The sequence below is a fragment of the Bacillus sp. FJAT-42315 genome (assembly GCF_002797375.1).
GTDB lineage: Bacteria > Bacillota > Bacilli > Bacillales > Domibacillaceae > Bacillus_CE.
In genome coordinates, this window is sequence record NZ_KZ454941.1 from 250,926 (window position 1) to 268,804 (window position 17,879).

The following is a 17,879-nucleotide window of genomic DNA, read 5'->3' on the forward strand; positions in this document are numbered from 1 at the left end:
TAAGTAGTTGTTCATCATTAAGATCTCCTCATTTGCAGATTTCCTATATGTTACAATATTAAGGTTATTATTTACAAATGATAAGGAAGCAAAATAGTTATTAATTATGTTTACATATTGTTAAAATGATAAAAAAAGGGGGAGCGTCAATGAGTAAGATTGTCTTATTTGATGGCGAATGCAACTTTTGTGATCATAGTGTGCAATTTATTATTAAAAGAGATCCGAATGCGCACTATAAATTTGCTTCGTTACAAAGTGACATCGGACAAAGCTTAGTGGGATCGCATCAAGTCCCTTCTAATATTGATAGTTTACTACTGATTGATGGTGAAAGTTGTTATCATCAGTCAACAGCGGCTCTTCGTATATGCAAACATTTATCAGGGGGATGGAAGTTATTTTATTATCTATTAATCATTCCTCGACCGCTCAGAGATAAGGTGTATCAATGGGTGGCGAAAAATAGATACAAATGGTTCGGCAAAAAAGATCAGTGTATGCTGCCTTCTTCGGAAATCAGAAAGAGGTTTTTGTAGATTTGCGTTGCCCTTATACCCATCAAAAAGAGTGAAAACCTAACGAGGTCTTCACTCTTTTTGATTAACTGCTGATTACTAGTTGTCTCTGTAGCCAGTTTTTCCCCTCGACTAGTCGTGTGACGAGCATCGCACAAACGGTGTTTCCTGTTGAGTTCAACAATGTAGCTGGTGCATCGATGATCGTACTGATAACGGCGATGATCGGCAACACTTCAGGAGGGAAGCCAAATACGCTTAAAATCAGCATTTCACCGATCATTCCACCACCTGGGATCGCCCCCATGACCGCACCGACAAGGAAAGAGACGCCGATGATGCTTAAAATGCTCGTTAAGCTTGTCATGTCTTTGCCAAACAGCGCAAACAGGAAGACGATTTTCAACACGCCACCAAATACGGAGCCATCTTTATGTGTGTTGGCACCGAGTGGGATAATCGTTTCAGCGATATCTTTCGGAACGCCCATTTTTTTCACAGCGGTTAAGTTGACCGGAATGCTTGCGGCACTTGAGCATGTAGCGATCGCTGTGACCGATGGAGCAGCTGCGTGTTTCCAAAATACCTTCACGCCGTCTTTTCCAGCTGCGATAAACGCATACAGCGTAAAGAAGCCGAAGTAATAAAGCACAGTTAAACCTAGGTATAAGACGAATGTTCGAGCATAGCCACCCAGAATTTGTGGTCCTAGTTCCCCGATAATGGCCGCAAAGTAGCAACCTAGTCCAATCGGAGCGTAGTACATAATGATCGATACCATTTTCATCATAACGGCTGTACCAGAAGCTAAAAAGTTCGCCATCGGTTTGCCGTGTTCTTTTGCCATTGTGGTAGCTAAACCGAACAGAATCGAAAAGACGATGAGTTGTAGCATATTGCTTTTAGACAGCAATAAAGAGAAATCAGCTACTGTAAATGTGTTTACAAGATGTCCGAGCAGAGTTAAGTCTTCTGCTTCAGTTTCTACTGGCTCGAATTGAACCATTAACTCTTTAATAGCTGATACATCTGTGTTGGCAAGCGGGTTAAACAACGTCACACCTACCATGCCTACAACAGCTGCAATGATCGCTGTGACGAAGAAGACGATAAAAATACTGCCCATAATTTTTCCTAGACGCTTCATTCCGTCCATCGAAGCAATCGCTGAGGCGATGCTGAAAAATACGAGCGGTATGATAAGCATAAACATTAAATTTAAAAATAAATCCCCAAAAGGTTTGACAATAGCCGCTTTAGGACCAAACACGACACCTGCAATGCCGCCAATAATAATGCCGGCTAATAATAGAAAAGTAAATTGATAACTTTTCAGAAATTTCCTCAAAATATTCCCAGCCTTTCATCAAATAAAAAATAAATAACTTTCTAATCATAGTATGTTTGTTCTAAAAAGAAAAGGTATTTTCTCCCTCAATGTAAAAAGGCAGGCTCTTTTTTTTCAGAGCCTGCCTTTCTCGCTTTTTTTACACAACACCTTGGTCGATCATTGCATCGGCCACTTTGAGGAAGCCAGCAATGTTGGCACCTACGACGAGATTTCCTTCGAAGCCAAATTCATTCGCGGCTTGCACACTATTTTTGTAAATATTTTTCATAATTGTGTGTAGTTTGTCATCTACTTCTTCAAATGTCCATGGCATCCGCATGCTGTTTTGAGCCATTTCTAGTGCGGAAACAGCGACACCACCGGCATTAGCTGCTTTTGCTGGTCCGAACAATACGTTTGCTTTTAGAAAAACATCAATCGCTTCTAGCGTACTTGGCATATTAGCGCCTTCACCAATGGCTTTCACTCCGTTTTTAGCGAGGGTAGCAGCTGCTGTTGCGTCAATTTCGTTTTGCGTTGCACATGGAAGAGCAATATCGCAAGGAATGTTCCAAATGCCAGAACAGCCTTCTACATACTCTGCTCCCGGATGATTGAGAACGTATTCGCTAATTCGTTTTCTTTCTACTTCTTTTAGACGTTTAACTGTTGCGAGGTCAATACCATTTTTATCATAAATATAGCCATTAGAATCACTGCAAGCAACGACTTTTGCACCGAGCTGTGTTGCTTTTTCAATTGCATAGATAGAAACATTGCCGGAGCCGGAAACAATGACAGTGCTGTCTTTAAAGCTTAAACTGCTATCTTTCAGCATTTCGGCAACAAAGTAAACAGTACCGTAGCCTGTTGCTTCCGTTCTTGTTAAACTACCGCCGTAATGCAGACCTTTACCAGTTAATACACCGGCATGATAAGCGTTTTGAATGCGTTTATATTGACCGAACATATAACCGATTTCACGAGCGCCAACACCGATGTCACCCGCTGGCACGTCTGTATCCGGGCCGATATGGCGAGCCAGCTCCGTCATGAAGCTTTGCGTAAAGCGCATTACTTCTGCATCGGACTTATCTTTCGGGTCAAAATCCGAACCACCTTTTCCGCCGCCGATCGGTTGATTCGTTAGGGAGTTTTTGAAAATTTGTTCGAAGCCTAGAAACTTGATGATGCTGGCATTAACGGAGGGATGAAAACGAAGTCCACCTTTGTATGGACCGAGGGCGCTATTGTATTGAACACGGAAGCCGCGGTTGACTTGAACTTTTCCTTGATCATCTACCCAAGGCACACGAAAAGTAATTAAACGCTCAGGCTCCACGATTCTTTCTAGTATGCCTTGGTCCATATATTTAGGGTACTTAGCGAACACCGGTACAAGCGAGTCGAAAATTTCCTTTACTGCTTGATGAAATTCGCTTTCCCCTGGATTGCGTTTTTGAACCGTTTCAAATACTTCTTGCACATATTTTTTCGCTGTATGCGTAGCGTTTTGAGTCCATTCTTTCGTTACTGTCATACTCTCATCCCCCATCCGTTCGTTTGAAAATTTCAATTATTTCCTTTAATTAAATAATAATTCCTGATGATCGATACCGTCAATGCCAATAAGATATAAAATCAATGCCGAAATGATATAGGAAATAAATGTTTTGTAGGAAAGTTCTGTGTAGTTATCTTATACCCAGTTTGAGAAGGGGTGAACCTGTTTTTTTCCCCTGAGTGATTGATTAGTAGTTGCTATCGATAATATAGGGGTAACCCCCTATGGTATGAATGAAATATTCTCACTATTATAAATGTATAAACAGCTATAACAACTCACAGGGTTCGCCCCTGAACTTGTCATTGATTATGACTAGGAGGAAGATAAAGATGAATAAGCATTATCAGGTAGTAATTGTGGGCGGCGGTTCAGCAGGAATTAGTACTGCTGCTAGATTGTTGAATGGAATGAAATCGCTTGCACAAGAGGTAGCGATTATCGATCCAGCGAAGCATCATTATTATCAACCATTATGGACGCTAGTCGGTGGAGGAGCTGCGAAGAAAGAGGATACAGAGCGCACGATGGAAGAATTAATTCCTGAAGGTGTTGTATTGATTCAACAAGCCGCGGCTTCATTTGACCCGACGCAAAACATCGTCGAGTTAGGGAACGGAGAAAAGATTTCCTATGATTATTTAATTGTAGCTGCAGGAATCGAGATTCATTGGGATGGGATAAAAGGTTTGAAGGATGCCCTTGGTAAAGGTGGCGTCTGCAGTAACTATTCTTATCAATATACAGACTATACGTGGGAAGCTATTCGGACGCTTAAAGGTGGAAATGCGGTGTTTACTCACCCAGCTACACCAGTCAAATGTGGTGGCGCTCCTCAGAAGATTATGTATTTAGCAGAAGATCACTTTAGTCGTACAGGAATGAGAGATCAAACGAATGTGATCTTCGGTTCGGCGAATCCAGCGATTTTTGATGTTCAGAAATATCGTGACACATTGGAGAAAGTCGTGGCACGTAAAAAGATTGATGCCCGCTTCCGTCAGAACTTAATTGAAATTAGAGCAGATCAAAAAGAAGCAGTGTTCGAAAACTTAGATACACACGAACAAACGGTGGTCAATTACGATATGATTCACGTCACTCCACCGATGCGAGCTCCTTCTTTCATTAGTGAAAGTCCGTTAGCGAGTGAAGCAGGTTGGGTCGATGTTCATCCTTATACATTACAGCATCAAACGTATGAAAATGTATTTGCTTTAGGGGATTGTGCCGACTTACCAACCTCAAAAACAGGAGCGGCGATTCGTAAGCAAGCCCCTGTTGTAGCAGAAAATGTGATGTCTCTTATGAAAGAAGAGCCGATGGGTGCGACATATGATGGCTACAGCTCTTGTCCGCTCGTCACAGGCTATAACAGCTTAGTATTAGCAGAGTTTAAATATGGTAAAATCCCAAGCGAGTCCTTCCCGGTGAACCAAGCGAAGGAACGCCGCAGCATGTATATTATGAAAAAGGATTTACTGCCAATTATGTATTGGGACGGTATGCTGAAAGGAATTATGTAATAGCAGGAAAGGAGTGAAGAGCGATGGCAACCTCATTATCAAAACAAGACTGGGTCGATGAGTTAGATAAACTGGAAGTACAAGCTTCTCTTCAAAAGCTAATAGAAAAGCTGCCTACTTTAACGGAAAAGCTAGAACAGGTCGATAACATATTATCTTTTGGCCAAGCTGCGATGGAAGATCAGCATACAATGGAAAAAGTGAAAATGAAGCTCGACTACACTAATGTAGATATAGATACGCTCGAAGCTGGCCTTCGCCTGCTAGAGAAATTACCTTTGCTTTTACAGCTAACTGAAAAACTTGAAACGGTTGTCCACTTTATGGAGCAAGTGTTAGGAGATCAAAAATCAATCGAATACTTGCAAAAGAGCGCAGAAGGATATTTGGAGCCTATTCAAGAAAAAGTAGAACAAGGCAAGACATTGTGGGAAGAAGTCCAAATGAAAGCGGAAGCCAATACGCAACACATTTCCGTCTTCACCATCTTAAAATGGATGAAAGACCCATCCGTCCAACGAGGATTGTCTTACGTACAAGCATTAATTGACACCTTGCCTAAAAAACAATAACGATTTTTCGACAAAAACCGGGGAGTGACAGGCACCTCCACCGAAAAAAAGGAGCGATTGGAATGTTATTACGTTATTTTTATGATGAGAAGTTAGCGCATGCGTCTTATTTAGTGGGATGTCAGAAGACGGGGGAGTCGGTCGTCATTGATGCGTCTCGTGATATTGAGCAATACATTGAAGTAGCGGAAAAGGAAGGGCTCAAGTTAACAGCGGCGGCTGAGACACATATTCATGCTGATTTTGTTGCTGGATCTCGCGAGATTGCCGATCGTTTTGGAGCGAAAATGTATGTGTCTGATGAAGGCGATGAAAACTGGAAGTATCAAAATCTTGAAAACATTGATCATCAACTGCTGAAAGATGGCGACAAATTTAAGATTGGTAACTTAACGTTAGAAGCGATGCATACACCCGGTCATACACCTGAGAGTATTTCTTTTATCCTAACAGACAACGGTGGCGGTGCGGATCGTCCGATGGGTATTTTCACGGGTGACTTTGTGTTCGTTGGTGACGTCGGTCGTCCAGACTTGTTAGAGAAAGCGGCAGGTTATGAGGGCACAGCGGATGCAGGAGCGAAAGACATGTTTGTGTCGCTTGAGCGCTTTAAGCAGCTTCCTGATTACTTGCAAGTATGGCCAGCTCATGGGGCAGGTAGTGCTTGTGGTAAAGCATTAGGTGCTATTCCTTCTTCGACTGTCGGTTATGAAAAAATGTTCAACTGGGCATTGCAATTTGACGATGAAGCTGAGTTTGTGAAAGCATTGCTCGATGGTCAGCCAGAACCACCAAAATATTTCGCTGTGATGAAGCGTGTCAATAAAGTCGGTCCTGCTTTATTTAAAGATTTACAAGTACCAGTTGAAGCAACGGATGCTTCCGCTCTTCATGAATGGCTTGAAAATGATATGGTGATTGATACTCGTGCTTCTTCTGAGTTTGGTGAACGTCATATTGCGGGCACGATTAACATTCCATTCAATAAGTCTTTCACAAATTGGGCTGGCTGGCTTGTTAATTATGAAGCACCACTTTACTTGCTTATTGAAGAAGGAAATCTATCAGACATTTTAAAGGCGCTTCGTTCGATCGGTATCGACAACACCGTTGGTTACATGAATGTCAATGCCGCATTAGAGCAAGTATCTGAGCTTGAAAGCTATGAAAATATTGAACCAGCTGCAATTCAAGAAAAAGTGGAAAAAGGCGACATTCAAGTGCTTGACGTTCGCAATCAAACAGAGTGGGATGAAGGGCATATTGCTGGCGCGATCCATGTGATGCTCGGCACATTACCAGATCGCTTAGATGAAGTGCCGCAAGATCAACCGATTCTTGTTCAATGTGCTGCTGGTGGCCGTTCTGCTATCGCAGCAAGTGTGCTTCAAGCAAAAGGAATTAAAAACGTAACGAATCTGTTAGGTGGCTACTCACGTTGGAAGACAGATGTACTGGAAGCTGTAAAATAATTATTGATGAAACCGCCGGTGAAAATTTATCACTGGCGGCTTTTCGTTTACAATAAAAGAAAGTGCTTTAGAAGGGAAATAGATCAATGGAACAGTATCCTGTGGAACAAAAATATTTACACCAAATTTTTGAACATATTCAAGATGGGATCATCGTAATGAATCAAAATCGGGACATATTACTAATGAATCCAGCGGCCCATCGACTCACAGGCTGGAACATTGGTGGTCAAGTTCCTTTTTGCTCTTATTGTCAAGAACGAAAAGTTTCTCATGGAGAAAATCGCTGTTATTTAATCGCAAGGAATGAAGTACCCTATTTTTTATCGCAAATGCCCGTTTATCATGGCAATGAGCTAGATGTGGAAATGAGTACAGCGTTAATTTATCAAGATCAAGACAGCCAAGAGAAAGAGTATTTACTTGTGCTTCGCGATCAAACATTACGGCAAAAAGAGGAAGAAGTCAGACTATCAAAAAAAGTGATTAAGCAGTTGATTGAAGCTCAGGAAAAAGAACATAAGCGTCTTGCTCATGAGCTACATGATGGGGTGAGCCAATCACTGTATACGATCTCAGTTGCTTTGCAGGCGATTGAATCAACAGTTGAAGATGCTCGTCTCCTTGACTATTTAAATGAGGTGAGAGCTGAATTAGACAAAGCGATGTCTGATATTAAAGCCTATTCTCATCAGCTTCGGCCAACGAGCTTAGATCGATTAGGGTTAGTATCCGCTTTAGAAACGCTCATTCAGTCTGTTGAATCTACCTCTCCTCTGTCCATCGCTTTTAAAACGAATATTAGTGGACGTTTGCCGTCTGCAGTGGAAATCAATGTGTATCGTACCGTACAGGAAGCATTGCATAACATAGTGAAATACGCACAGGCACGCGAAGTGTACTTGTTTCTTTGGAAAGAACGGAAGCAGCTCATTGTTGAAGTGCATGATGATGGCGTCGGTTTTGATTTAGAGAAGGTAAAAGGCGGACTTGGTCTTGAACATATGCGGGAACGAATTGAGCAGTTAAATGGCCGCTTTTTCATTCAGTCAGCATCAGGTGAAGGCACACGAATTATGGCTACAATGATGATAGATGAAAGCGAGGCAATCGCAAATGAAAGTGATGGTAGTCGATGATCATGATTTAATAAGAAAAGGGATTATTTTACTTCTGGAAAATTATCAAGATATTGAAGTAACAGCTGATGCTGGAGATGGAAATGAAGCGTTGGTGTTAGCGATGCAAACGGAGCCGGATGTCGTCTTAATGGATATTTCGATGCCGAACGGACTCGATGGGTTCACAACGACAAGGCAGCTTCTTTTGCAACAGCCGAACATTAAAGTTGTGCTGTTAACGATGCATGATGAAGAAGCTTACATTCGCAAAGCCATTCAATCAGGGGCACACGGCTATATTTTAAAGAAGAGCCAAGGAAGCGAACTGCATGAAGCGCTCTATCATGTCTACCACGGGCGCCGTTATTACAACACGGACTTGAGTGAGGAACAGATTGAAAAGATGATGAAGGAAAAAGAAAAGCCTATCTCACCGTTAACTTTGCGAGAACAGGAAGTATTACGTTTAAACGTCCTTGGCTATACGAATAAAGAAATTGCAGAAAAGTTGCACATTAGCACCAAAACCGTGGAAAATCATAAAGCAAATATGATGAACAAGCTAGGGCTAAAACAAAAACACGAAATGATCCAATACGGGATTAAAAACTACTTCAGTGACATCCATTAACGCGGGGACGAGCCTCGCGTTTTTCTATTACGAGAGTGATCGATCACTTCACCTATTTCAGTATTTTCTCTATTTCAACAGTTGAAACCTTCAATAAATTTTCATATTTACTACTTCGATAGGGGAACCCCCCTATGTATGAACGCTTCTTTTTTTTCTATACTGAAGTAGAAGTACAAACGTCAATCTATTTTTTACATAGTAAAAGGAGTACGGGAGGGGCACAAATGGATCTCATGTATTGGGTTTTGATCTTTATGATCGGTTTTATCGGTTCATTTATTTCTGGTATGGTCGGCATCGGTGGTTCGATTATTAAATACCCGATGTTGTTATATATTCCACCATTGCTTGGCTTTGCGGCATTTAGCGCGCATGAGGTATCTGGAATTAGTGCGGTTCAAGTGTTCTTTGCGACGATTGCAGGTGTGTGGGCGTATCGCAAAAGCGATTATTTAAATAAAAAATTAATTATATACATGGGGGGAGCGGTTCTCCTCGGTAGTTTTATCGGCGGCTTCGGTTCTGAAGGGCTGTCAGAAGAAGTCATCAATGTCGTGTACGGGATTCTTGCGGCATTAGCAGCCATTATGATGTTTGTTCCGAAGAAAAATCTCGATGATCGCCCAATGAGCGAAGTCACATTTAATGGCTGGCTCGCGGCGGCTCTAGCTTTTATTGTCGGAATCGGTGCGGGTATTGTCGGAGCAGCGGGAGCCTTTCTTTTAGTTCCAATTATGCTTGTTGTGTTGAAAATTCCAACGAGAATGACGATTGCTAGCTCCTTAGCCATTACTTTCATTTCCTCAATCGGCTCAACAGCTGGGAAGCTCATGACAGGGCAAGTGCTGTTTTGGCCGGCTGTAATCATGATTGTTGCGAGCGTCATCGCTTCACCGCTTGGAGCGAAAGCAGGACAAAAGATGAACACAAAAGTTTTACAATGGTTGCTGGCGATTTTAATTGCGGCAACAGCGATTAAAATTTGGTTGGATATTTTATAAGAGAAAAAAGGAGACCTCTTTTTGCGGGGGTCTCCTTTTTAGGTCTTAGCCAACTAAACCAAGTGAGTTTAAAAAGACAACGATAATCGTTAGTGGTACGACCCATTTCATTAATAACTGCCAAGTCGTATAAGTGCTTGGAGCTAGCGATTGGCCGAGCATAAATTCTTGTTTGACGAGTTGTTGGTTCATCTTCCAAGCGATAAATAGGGCGATGAGCAAGTTGCCGAGCGGCAGCATGATGTTGCTGACAAGGTAGTCGGTTGCGTCAAAGACCGTTTTATCAAAAATCTTGACGTCTGCGGGCAGACTAGAAGAAAGCGCAGCAGGGATACCGGCAATAAACACCGTTATACCAGCGACCCAAGTGACCACTTTTCTTGATGCTCCATTTTCGAGAAAGGCGGCTACAATGATTTCTAATAAGCTGAAAGCAGACGTTAACGTCGCAAATAAGAAGAGCAATAAGAACATAAATAAGAATAATTCGCCAAACGGCATTTGTGAAAATACAGACGGCAAAACGATGAAAAGAAGACCTGGTCCTGCTGTCGGCTCAAAGCCAAACGCAAAAACAACTGGAAAAATAGCAAGCCCTGCTAACACTGATACGAAAATATTCATTAACGCGACCGATCCGGCAGACGTTGGAATGCTCACGTTTTTATTTAAATACGAGCTGTATGTCACCATGCACGAAAATCCAACTGCTAATGAGAAGAATGATTGTCCAAGCGCATAAAGCACTGCTTCACCAGTAATTTTCGAAAAGTCTGGCTGTAGGAAAAAGCGAACGCCTTCCATTGCGCCATCTAATGTCAGTGAACGGATGACGAGCACGATAAAGAAGATAAATAATAGCGGCATCATATATTTGCTCGCTTTTTCAATCCCATTTTGAATGCCAGATGCAATGACAACGATATTAATGAGTAAAAACGCTGCCAATCCACCGATCGTAATCATGGGGGAACTAGTAATTTGTCCGAACATTGCCCCGTAATCGGCACCGTTTCCAATCACTTTTCCACCAAGTGACATGACCGTGTAGGTGAGCACCCAGCCACCAACCACACTATAAAACGATAGCAATAGGAAGCAGCCAATGACACCCAATTTTCCGGTCACCGTCCAAAAGCTACTTGGCGCTAATTTTTTATAAGCACTGACCGCTTCTTTTCCAGAGCCGCGACCAATGATAAATTCTGAAATCAACATCGGCAAGCCGATTAATAGCGTAAATAATATAAAGAGAAGAAGAAAGGCGCCGCCGCCACTTTGTCCAGTTACGTACGGGAATTTCCAAATCGCTCCCAAACCGATCGCGGCTCCTGCTGATGATAAGATAAATCCGATACGTGAGGACCATTGTTCTCTATTGTCCATAAAATCCCTCCTGTTTCATTAAAGCTTCGTGCGTAAATCCCAAAGCTCAGGAAAAAAGCGATGATCGAGCACTTTTTTCAAATATTGCACCCCCGATGATCCACCGGTTCCCATTTTAAAGCCGATAATTCGTTCGACCGTTTTCATATGGCGGAATCGCCATTGCTGTAGCCAGTCTTCAATATCGATTAGCTTTTCCGCCAGTTGATAGAGCGCCCAATGTTTTTCCACATCGGCATAGACTGAAAGCCAAGCCGCTTCAACCGTCGGGTCACCTGTATAAGTCACCGAATAATCGCGGCCGATTAAGTCTGGATTAATCGGAAAGCCGGCACGTGCCAATGCTTCGATCGCCGCATCATAAATGCTTGGGGCATGATAAGCTTTTTCTAATATATCATGAAGTTGCGGATCTTTTTGATAAATTGCTAAAATGTGCGCCGTTTTATAGCCGAGCAAAAATTCAATTTGCCGGTATTGATAGGACTGAAATCCGGAAGCTTGGCCTAACTTTTCGCGAAACTCCATATATTCAGCTGGTGTTAACGTAGAGAGGACATCCCACGCTTGAATAATCTGCGTTTGAATTTTAGACACGCGGGCTAACATTTTAAAGGCAGGTTGTAGCTCATCTTGTGCAATAAGTTTAATCGCTGCTTCCATTTCATGAATGATCAGCTTCATCCACAATTCGCTCACCTGATGAATGATGATAAAGAGCATTTCATCATGATGACCAGACAACCGATGTTGAGCGCTGAGTAGCTGATCGAGCCCAAGATATTCTCCGTAGGTCATGTTGTTCGTGAAATCGGTATGAATCGATTTTTCATTCATTGTCATGTGATTTTCCCCTTTCTTCTACTGGTCGAATAACAGCTCGTACAGGGCTACCATCAGCCCCTTCAATTAATAGTGGTAACGCAGCCATCTCATACAACCCTGGTTCGACATGATCAAGTACAATGTTTTCTAAAATATGGACTCCGTTTTTGTGCAATGAATGATGAACCGCCATTTCTTTACTATTTAAATCATCCACTGAAGGGACATCTACTCCGAGTAAACAAATTCCTTTTTCTTTTAAAAATGGGCCAAGTGCTGGATCAAGGGGAGTCACTTTCCCGGGAAATAATGTTGGCTCGCTCTTCGAAGTGGTTCGTAGCAGCAATCGTTCTGCTCCATCTAATGCGTAAGCCTCTAGCTGTTGCGGTCCAATAGAATCTAGGCTAGACGCATCGATCACTAGTGCTTTGCCGATAAAAATTTCAACGTCTAGTTGATGGATTTGTTTCCCTTCATTATCAAAGTGAAAAGGGGAATCAACATGAGTGCCAGTATGCAAGCTTGTTGTCATTTTTCCAATGTTGACGGAGCCTGTTTCTGCTTTTGTATAAGAAAGTTCATAGGAAAAAGGAATATCTCCCGGCCAATGAGCGATTCGGCTGTTGAGTGGCTGCGTAATATCGATCCACTTAGAACTCATTACGCGACCACATCCCGTTCATTTTTATATTGCTTATATTGCTCTGTTTCCATGATTTCTTTCAAGATTTGCACCGTCTGCCAAGCTTCTTCAAACGTGTTGTACAGAGCAACTGGTGCTAATCGAAGGCCATTAGGTGCTCGGAAATCAGGGATGACTTCATGAGCTTTTAACGCTTTGCAAATGCGTGCCGCTTCTATATGCTCAAGAAATAAGTGACCGCCGCGCTGACGATCATGGCGAGGATTCGCGATTGTGAAATGGAATTCCGCTAACTCATGCTCGATTAGTTCCATCATATAATTTGTCAGTTGCAATGATTTGTTGCGGATACGGTCGATGCCCGCTTCGTTAAACAGCTCCAATGCGCCAATTAATGGTGCTGTGCTTAAAATATGTGGCGTACCCATTTGATAAGCTCCGGCATGTTCAGCATGATCTAGATCCAATGTCATATCAAACTGCGTCTCTTTTTTTGAACCAAACCAGCCGGCAAGCCCCGGTACTTGACCAAAATGCTTCTTATTAACATAGAGCGCCGCCGTACTGCCAGGCCCGCCGTTTACATGTTTATAATTACACCAAAAAGCAAAATCAACACCCCAACGACTTAACTCATGGGGAATCGAGCCAATTGAATGACAAAGGTCAAAGCCGATCAAAATTCCTCGCTCATGAGCCGCTTTTGTCAGCCGTTCCATATCCAGCACTTGTCCGCTGCGATACAGCACACCTGGTAAAATAATTAAGGCGATTTCCTCGGTCATTGCTACGATAATGTCTTCTTCTTTCAATAGTCGCCCATCCTCACTTTTAACAAGAACTAAATGCTCGGTAGGGGCGTAACCTCTTAATTGCAGTTGGCTCTTTAATGCATAAATATCTGTTGGAAACGTCAGCTCATCGGCCAAAATTTTCGTTCGCTTTCCTTTTGGCTCATAAAAGCTAGCTACTAATTGATGGAGGTTAGAAGTAGTCGATCCCGTGACAATGACTTCTTCGGCATCCGATCCTGTAAGCATGATCATTTCTTCACTTAAAGATTCTGATAAATGGAACCACGGGTGCTTTCCCTGCGTCCACCCATCAATTCCGTACTCCTTCCATGAGTGAAGCAAATCAAGCACAGCTCTTTCCGCTCGCTTAGACAGCAATCCAAGTGAATTCCCATCGAGATAAATCCGACCTGCCTTCAAATAAAATTCCTCACGAAAATGAGCTAACTCATCTTGCTGATCTAATGATTTCGCATACTCTTTTGAAAAAATGTTCATTTCGCTCCTCCTCGCACCTTAATATTCTTTCTATTCTGATAATAATTCATTTGAGGGGTGTGTGGCAATTCAGCGGAGTGAATGGGTTACTAATAAGGGAGAAATTTTGTCTAGTTGCCCCATTTCCGATATTTCGGAAGTTTCCGTTATTCCGGAAAATAAACGTTTAATATTTCCGAAAAATAGGAAGTTCATCGTTTGAGAAGATTGGTATTTACATATTCTCAGTATTTGGCATGGAATTTGCATTTTTAGTTAAAAGCAAGGACTAAAAACAAGGGGGTTGACGAATGGATTTAGTCATTATTTTGTTGGCATTAGGACTATTAATGTTTGTGGCTTATCGAGGGTTTTCTGTTATTTTATTTGCACCGATTTGCGCATTGTTAGCGGTGTTTTTGACAGATCCGAACTTTGTGCTTCCGTTTTTCTCTAATATTTTTATGGAGAAAATGGTCGGATTTATTAAACTTTACTTTCCTGTGTTTTTGTTAGGAGCGATTTTCGGTAAGGTGGTCGAAATGTCCGGAATTGCTGAGTCGATTGCGAAGACGATCGTTCAGTGGGTTGGGGCGAAGCAAGCGATGCTAGCGATTGTGCTGATGTGTGCGATTTTAACGTATAGCGGTGTTAGCTTGTTTGTTGTTGTTTTTGCCGTTTATCCGTTTGCTAAAAACTTATTTATGGAAGCAGACATTCCGAAAAGATTAATTCCAGGAACGATTGCGCTTGGGGCGTTTACGTTTACGATGGATGCATTACCCGGTACACCACAAATTCAAAATGTCATTCCTACAACATTTTTTCAAACAAATATTTATGCTGCTCCTACTCTTGGGATTATTGGTGCGATCTTTGTTTTTATGATCGGGATGCTTTATCTTGAAAGTCGCCGTCGAAAAGCGGCAAGCGTAGGTGAAGGTTATTACGGAATTAATCATGAAGTGGTTGAAGAAGAAACGAATGATGGGATCTCAAAAGAAAAAGAATCGACTGCTAGAAGAGTATTGGCATTTGTTCCACTCATTCTCGTGGCGGTGATGAATAAAGTATTTACAGACGCTTTGCCGAAATGGTATCCAAATGGCTTTGACTTTGCCGACATTGGGTTAGAGGCGTTCGGAAAAATAGAGCTGCCATCAGTTGTGGCGATTTGGTCCGTACAAATGGCATTAGTAACAGGGATTGTTGCGGCACTGTTATACAATTGGAAGCGAGTTAAACTTAATTTTCAAGCGGGGATCAATGCGTCGATTGGAGGAGCTTTGCTGGCAGCGATGAATACGGGAGCTGAGTATGGTTTTGGCGGCGTGATTGCTTCTTTGCCAGGCTTTACGGTCATCAGTAAAGGGATTTCTGAAACGTTTACGAACCCGCTCGTCAATGGAGCGGTAACAACGACTGCTCTCGCAGGGGTCACCGGATCTGCTTCAGGCGGGATGGGGATTGCTTTGAGCGCAATGGCGGACAAGTATTTGGCTGCTATCAATGAGTTTAATATCCCACCAGAAGTGATGCATCGTGTCATTTCGATGGCCTCTGGCGGAATGGATACATTGCCGCACAATGGAGCGGTTATTACGTTACTAGCGGTGACGGGCTTAACACATCGCCAATCTTATCGTGATATTTTTGCAATCACCATTATTAAAACAGTAGCGGTTTTCTTTATTATTGCGATGTATAGCTTAACGGGATTAGTGTAAAGGGGGAAGAAAAATGTTAACAGGACAAGTAGCTTTAGTGACAGGTTCAGCGAGCGGAATTGGTTTAGAAGTGGCTCGTTCTTTTGCGAAAGAAGGGGCAAAAGTGATCATTGCTGATTTAAAGGAAGAGGCGGCTAAAACAGCGGCGGAGCAATTGACAGCACAGGGGTTTGACGTAGCAGCGGTTGCTTGCGATGTGACGAATGAACAGCAAGTACAGGATTGTCTTCAATTTGCGGTTGATCAATTTGGAACGGTCGATATTTTAGTGAATAATGCAGGGTTACAGCATGTTGCACCGCTTGAACAATTTTCAACAGAGAAATTTGAGCTGTTGATCAAAGTGATGCTGACCGCACCTTTTGTTTTTATCAAGCACGCCTTGCCGATTATGAAGAAAAATGGCTCGGGTCGAATTATTAATATGGCGTCTATTAATGGTCTTGTGGGCTTTGCTGGGAAAGCAGCTTATAACAGTGCTAAGCATGGCGTCATTGGCTTAACGAAAGTCGCTGCGCTAGAAACGGCTGCTCACGGCATAACAGTCAATGCTCTCTGTCCAGGGTATGTGGACACACCGCTTGTGCGCGGTCAACTGGAGGATTTAGCGAAAACGAGAAATGTACCATTAGAAAATGTATTAGAGGAAGTCATTTATCCGCTCGTTCCACAAAAGCGTTTGCTAGGTGTGGAGGAAATCGCTGATTATGCTATTTTCCTAGCTAGTGAGAAAGCAAAGGGAGTGACCGGTCAAGCGGTGGTTCTCGATGGAGGATATACAGTACAATAGAAAATAACAGCCTTTCAAGTGATTCACTGCTTGAAAGGTTTTTTTATCCCAATTTTTGTTACTATAATAGTAGTAACGAAAAGGGAAGGACGGGGATTGTAGGTATGAAGGGGCTAGTCAGTGAGTTGCCGTATGAATGGCTGGAGGAAATCATTAATATCGCCACGGAATGGGTAGTAGTAGTTGATCGGCGTGGCATCATTATTTATATTAATGCAGCTTATTGCGACTATCTTGGAACAACCGTCTCGGAAGCAATAGGGAAAGATGTGCGTGATGTCATTGAAAATACGAGAATGCACCTGATCGTCCAGACGTCACAGCCGGAAATCGCTTCGATTCATCCGATTAAAGGAAATGAAATGATTGCCAACCGCTATCCTTTATACGTTAACGGAGAACTAGTTGGAGCTGTCGGTACCGTCATGTTTCGCAATTCTGAGGATTGGATGGCATATTCGGACAAAGTTCAACCCTTTCTCGAGGAACTGAAATATTATAAAAAGAAATTTGAAAAAGAGTTAAAAAGCAAGTATAGCTTTGCTGACTTAATCGGCGAGAATCCCCAGTTTAAAGAAGCAAAAAAGTTAGCCCAGCGTGTGGCAGGAAGTCAATCATCCGTACTATTGATGGGACCCTCTGGGACAGGAAAGGAATTATTTGCTCATGCGATTCACGGAAAGAGCCAGCGAGCGCCCTTTCCATTTGTGCGAGTGAATTCGGCGGCGATCCCTGAGCCATTGTTAGAATCAGAACTGTTCGGCTATGAGGACGGAGCTTTTACTGGGGCAACGAAAGGGGGGAAAAAAGGAAAGTTCGAGCTTGCTCACCGTGGAACAATCTTTCTGGATGAAGTAGGAGATATGCTACTACCGATGCAAGGCAAGCTGCTTCGCGTGCTACAGGAAAAAGAGATTGAGAGAATCGGTGGGCAAAGACCAGTTCCGATTGATGTTCGCGTTATCGCTGCTACTCATCGCAATTTAGAAGAGATGGTGCACAAGGGAGAGTTTCGCGAAGATTTATATTATCGACTCAACGTCATGAAAATTGATATTCCTTCTTTACGAGAGCGCCAAGAGGATTTGCTCGCCATTGCTCACGTGTTATTAAAGAAGTTAGCAAAAACATTTAGTCGCGAGCAACTGACGATCTCTTTAGAAGTGATGAATCGTTTGTTGCTCCATTCGTGGCCGGGCAACATTAGAGAATTAGAAAATGTATTAGAGCGGGCTGTTAATGTCTTAGATGGCAAGGTCATTCAATTGCATCATTTACCTCTTTATTTGCAGGAAGAACCCGCTATCACGAAATTACCTGAACGAGAAGAGCAAGCAGTGCTTCCATTAAAACAAACGTTAGCTCAAGCGGAGAAATCTGCTTTAGGACTGGCATTGAAGAAGACAGGAAATAATAAAATAGAGGCAGCTAAGTTATTAGGCATTAGCAAAACGAGCTTGTATGATAAATGTAACTTATATGGTTTATAAGGATGTTGG

At 42.4% G+C, this 17,879-nt stretch carries 16 protein-coding genes; 10 read left to right on the top strand and 6 right to left on the bottom strand.

The window, feature by feature from the left end:
- Positions 1-149: 149 nt before the first annotated feature.
- Positions 150-539 (top strand): thiol-disulfide oxidoreductase DCC family protein, encoded by a 390-nt coding sequence (locus CEF22_RS01235; RefSeq protein ID WP_100401418.1) that lies wholly within the window; start codon positions 150-152, stop codon positions 537-539.
- Between the two features lie 64 nt (positions 540-603).
- On the opposite strand, the gene CEF22_RS01240 is transcribed toward CEF22_RS01235, so the two are convergent.
- A complete protein-coding gene (locus tag CEF22_RS01240; protein WP_100401419.1) occupies positions 604-1,866 on the bottom strand; it encodes a dicarboxylate/amino acid:cation symporter in 1,263 nt (420 codons plus the stop codon).
- Between the two features lie 139 nt (positions 1,867-2,005).
- The gene (gdhA, locus tag CEF22_RS01245; protein ID WP_100401420.1) at positions 2,006-3,388 is read right to left on the bottom strand and encodes an NADP-specific glutamate dehydrogenase; all 1,383 of its coding nucleotides are present in this window, start codon (positions 3,386-3,388) and stop codon (positions 2,006-2,008) included.
- A 356-nt stretch (positions 3,389-3,744) separates the two neighbouring features.
- Between gdhA and CEF22_RS01250 the strand changes: the two genes are divergently transcribed.
- From CEF22_RS01250 to CEF22_RS01275, 6 genes are all read left to right on the top strand, one after another.
- A complete protein-coding gene (locus tag CEF22_RS01250; protein ID WP_100401421.1) occupies positions 3,745-4,938 on the top strand; it encodes an NAD(P)/FAD-dependent oxidoreductase in 1,194 nt (397 codons plus the stop codon).
- A gap of 23 nt (positions 4,939-4,961) precedes the next feature.
- Positions 4,962-5,510: a DUF1641 domain-containing protein gene (locus tag CEF22_RS01255; RefSeq protein WP_100401422.1), complete on the top strand. Its 549-nt coding sequence runs from the start codon at positions 4,962-4,964 to the stop codon at positions 5,508-5,510.
- A 62-nt stretch (positions 5,511-5,572) separates the two neighbouring features.
- Positions 5,573-6,982, top strand: a complete 1,410-nt coding sequence (locus tag CEF22_RS01260) for an MBL fold metallo-hydrolase (RefSeq protein ID WP_100401423.1) — start codon at positions 5,573-5,575, stop codon at positions 6,980-6,982.
- An 86-nt stretch (positions 6,983-7,068) separates the two neighbouring features.
- Positions 7,069-8,121, top strand: coding sequence for a sensor histidine kinase (locus CEF22_RS01265; RefSeq protein ID WP_100401424.1), 1,053 nt, complete (start codon positions 7,069-7,071; stop codon positions 8,119-8,121).
- Complete coding sequence (locus tag CEF22_RS01270) at positions 8,099-8,734, top strand: response regulator (protein WP_100401425.1); 636 nt, start codon at positions 8,099-8,101, stop codon at positions 8,732-8,734. The genes CEF22_RS01265 and CEF22_RS01270 overlap by 23 nt, the downstream gene beginning before the upstream one ends.
- Before the next feature lie 227 nt (positions 8,735-8,961).
- A complete protein-coding gene (locus CEF22_RS01275; RefSeq protein WP_100403870.1) occupies positions 8,962-9,738 on the top strand; it encodes a sulfite exporter TauE/SafE family protein in 777 nt (258 codons plus the stop codon).
- 45 nt (positions 9,739-9,783) lie between these two features.
- On the opposite strand, the gene CEF22_RS01280 is transcribed toward CEF22_RS01275, so the two are convergent.
- From CEF22_RS01280 to kynU, 4 genes are read right to left on the bottom strand one after another with little or no spacing between them, the layout of a single operon-like run.
- Positions 9,784-11,124: a sodium-dependent transporter gene (locus tag CEF22_RS01280; RefSeq protein WP_100401426.1), complete on the bottom strand. Its 1,341-nt coding sequence runs from the start codon at positions 11,122-11,124 to the stop codon at positions 9,784-9,786.
- 18 nt (positions 11,125-11,142) lie between these two features.
- Positions 11,143-11,967, bottom strand: coding sequence for a tryptophan 2,3-dioxygenase (gene kynA, locus CEF22_RS01285; RefSeq protein WP_100401427.1), 825 nt, complete (start codon positions 11,965-11,967; stop codon positions 11,143-11,145).
- A complete protein-coding gene (gene kynB / locus CEF22_RS01290) occupies positions 11,954-12,610 on the bottom strand; it encodes an arylformamidase (RefSeq protein ID WP_100401428.1) in 657 nt (218 codons plus the stop codon). The genes kynA and kynB overlap by 14 nt, the downstream gene beginning before the upstream one ends.
- Positions 12,610-13,884 (bottom strand): kynureninase, encoded by a 1,275-nt coding sequence (kynU, locus tag CEF22_RS01295; protein WP_100401429.1) that lies wholly within the window; start codon positions 13,882-13,884, stop codon positions 12,610-12,612. Before kynU ends, kynB begins: the two co-directional genes overlap by 1 nt.
- A gap of 290 nt (positions 13,885-14,174) precedes the next feature.
- Between kynU and CEF22_RS01300 the strand changes: the two genes are divergently transcribed.
- The 3 genes from CEF22_RS01300 (at position 14,175) to CEF22_RS01310 (ending at position 17,870) form a co-directional block, all read left to right on the top strand.
- Positions 14,175-15,590 carry a GntP family permease gene (locus CEF22_RS01300; protein WP_100401430.1) on the top strand — a complete coding sequence of 472 codons (1,416 nt, stop codon included), beginning with the start codon at positions 14,175-14,177 and terminating at the stop codon, positions 15,588-15,590.
- 13 nt (positions 15,591-15,603) lie between these two features.
- Entirely contained in the window at positions 15,604-16,380 is a 777-nt protein-coding gene (locus tag CEF22_RS01305; RefSeq protein ID WP_100401431.1) for a 3-hydroxybutyrate dehydrogenase, read from the top strand.
- Positions 16,381-16,484: 104 nt separating this feature from the next.
- Complete coding sequence (locus CEF22_RS01310) at positions 16,485-17,870, top strand: sigma-54 interaction domain-containing protein (protein ID WP_100401432.1); 1,386 nt, start codon at positions 16,485-16,487, stop codon at positions 17,868-17,870.
- The last annotated feature ends 9 nt before the right edge of the window (positions 17,871-17,879 follow it).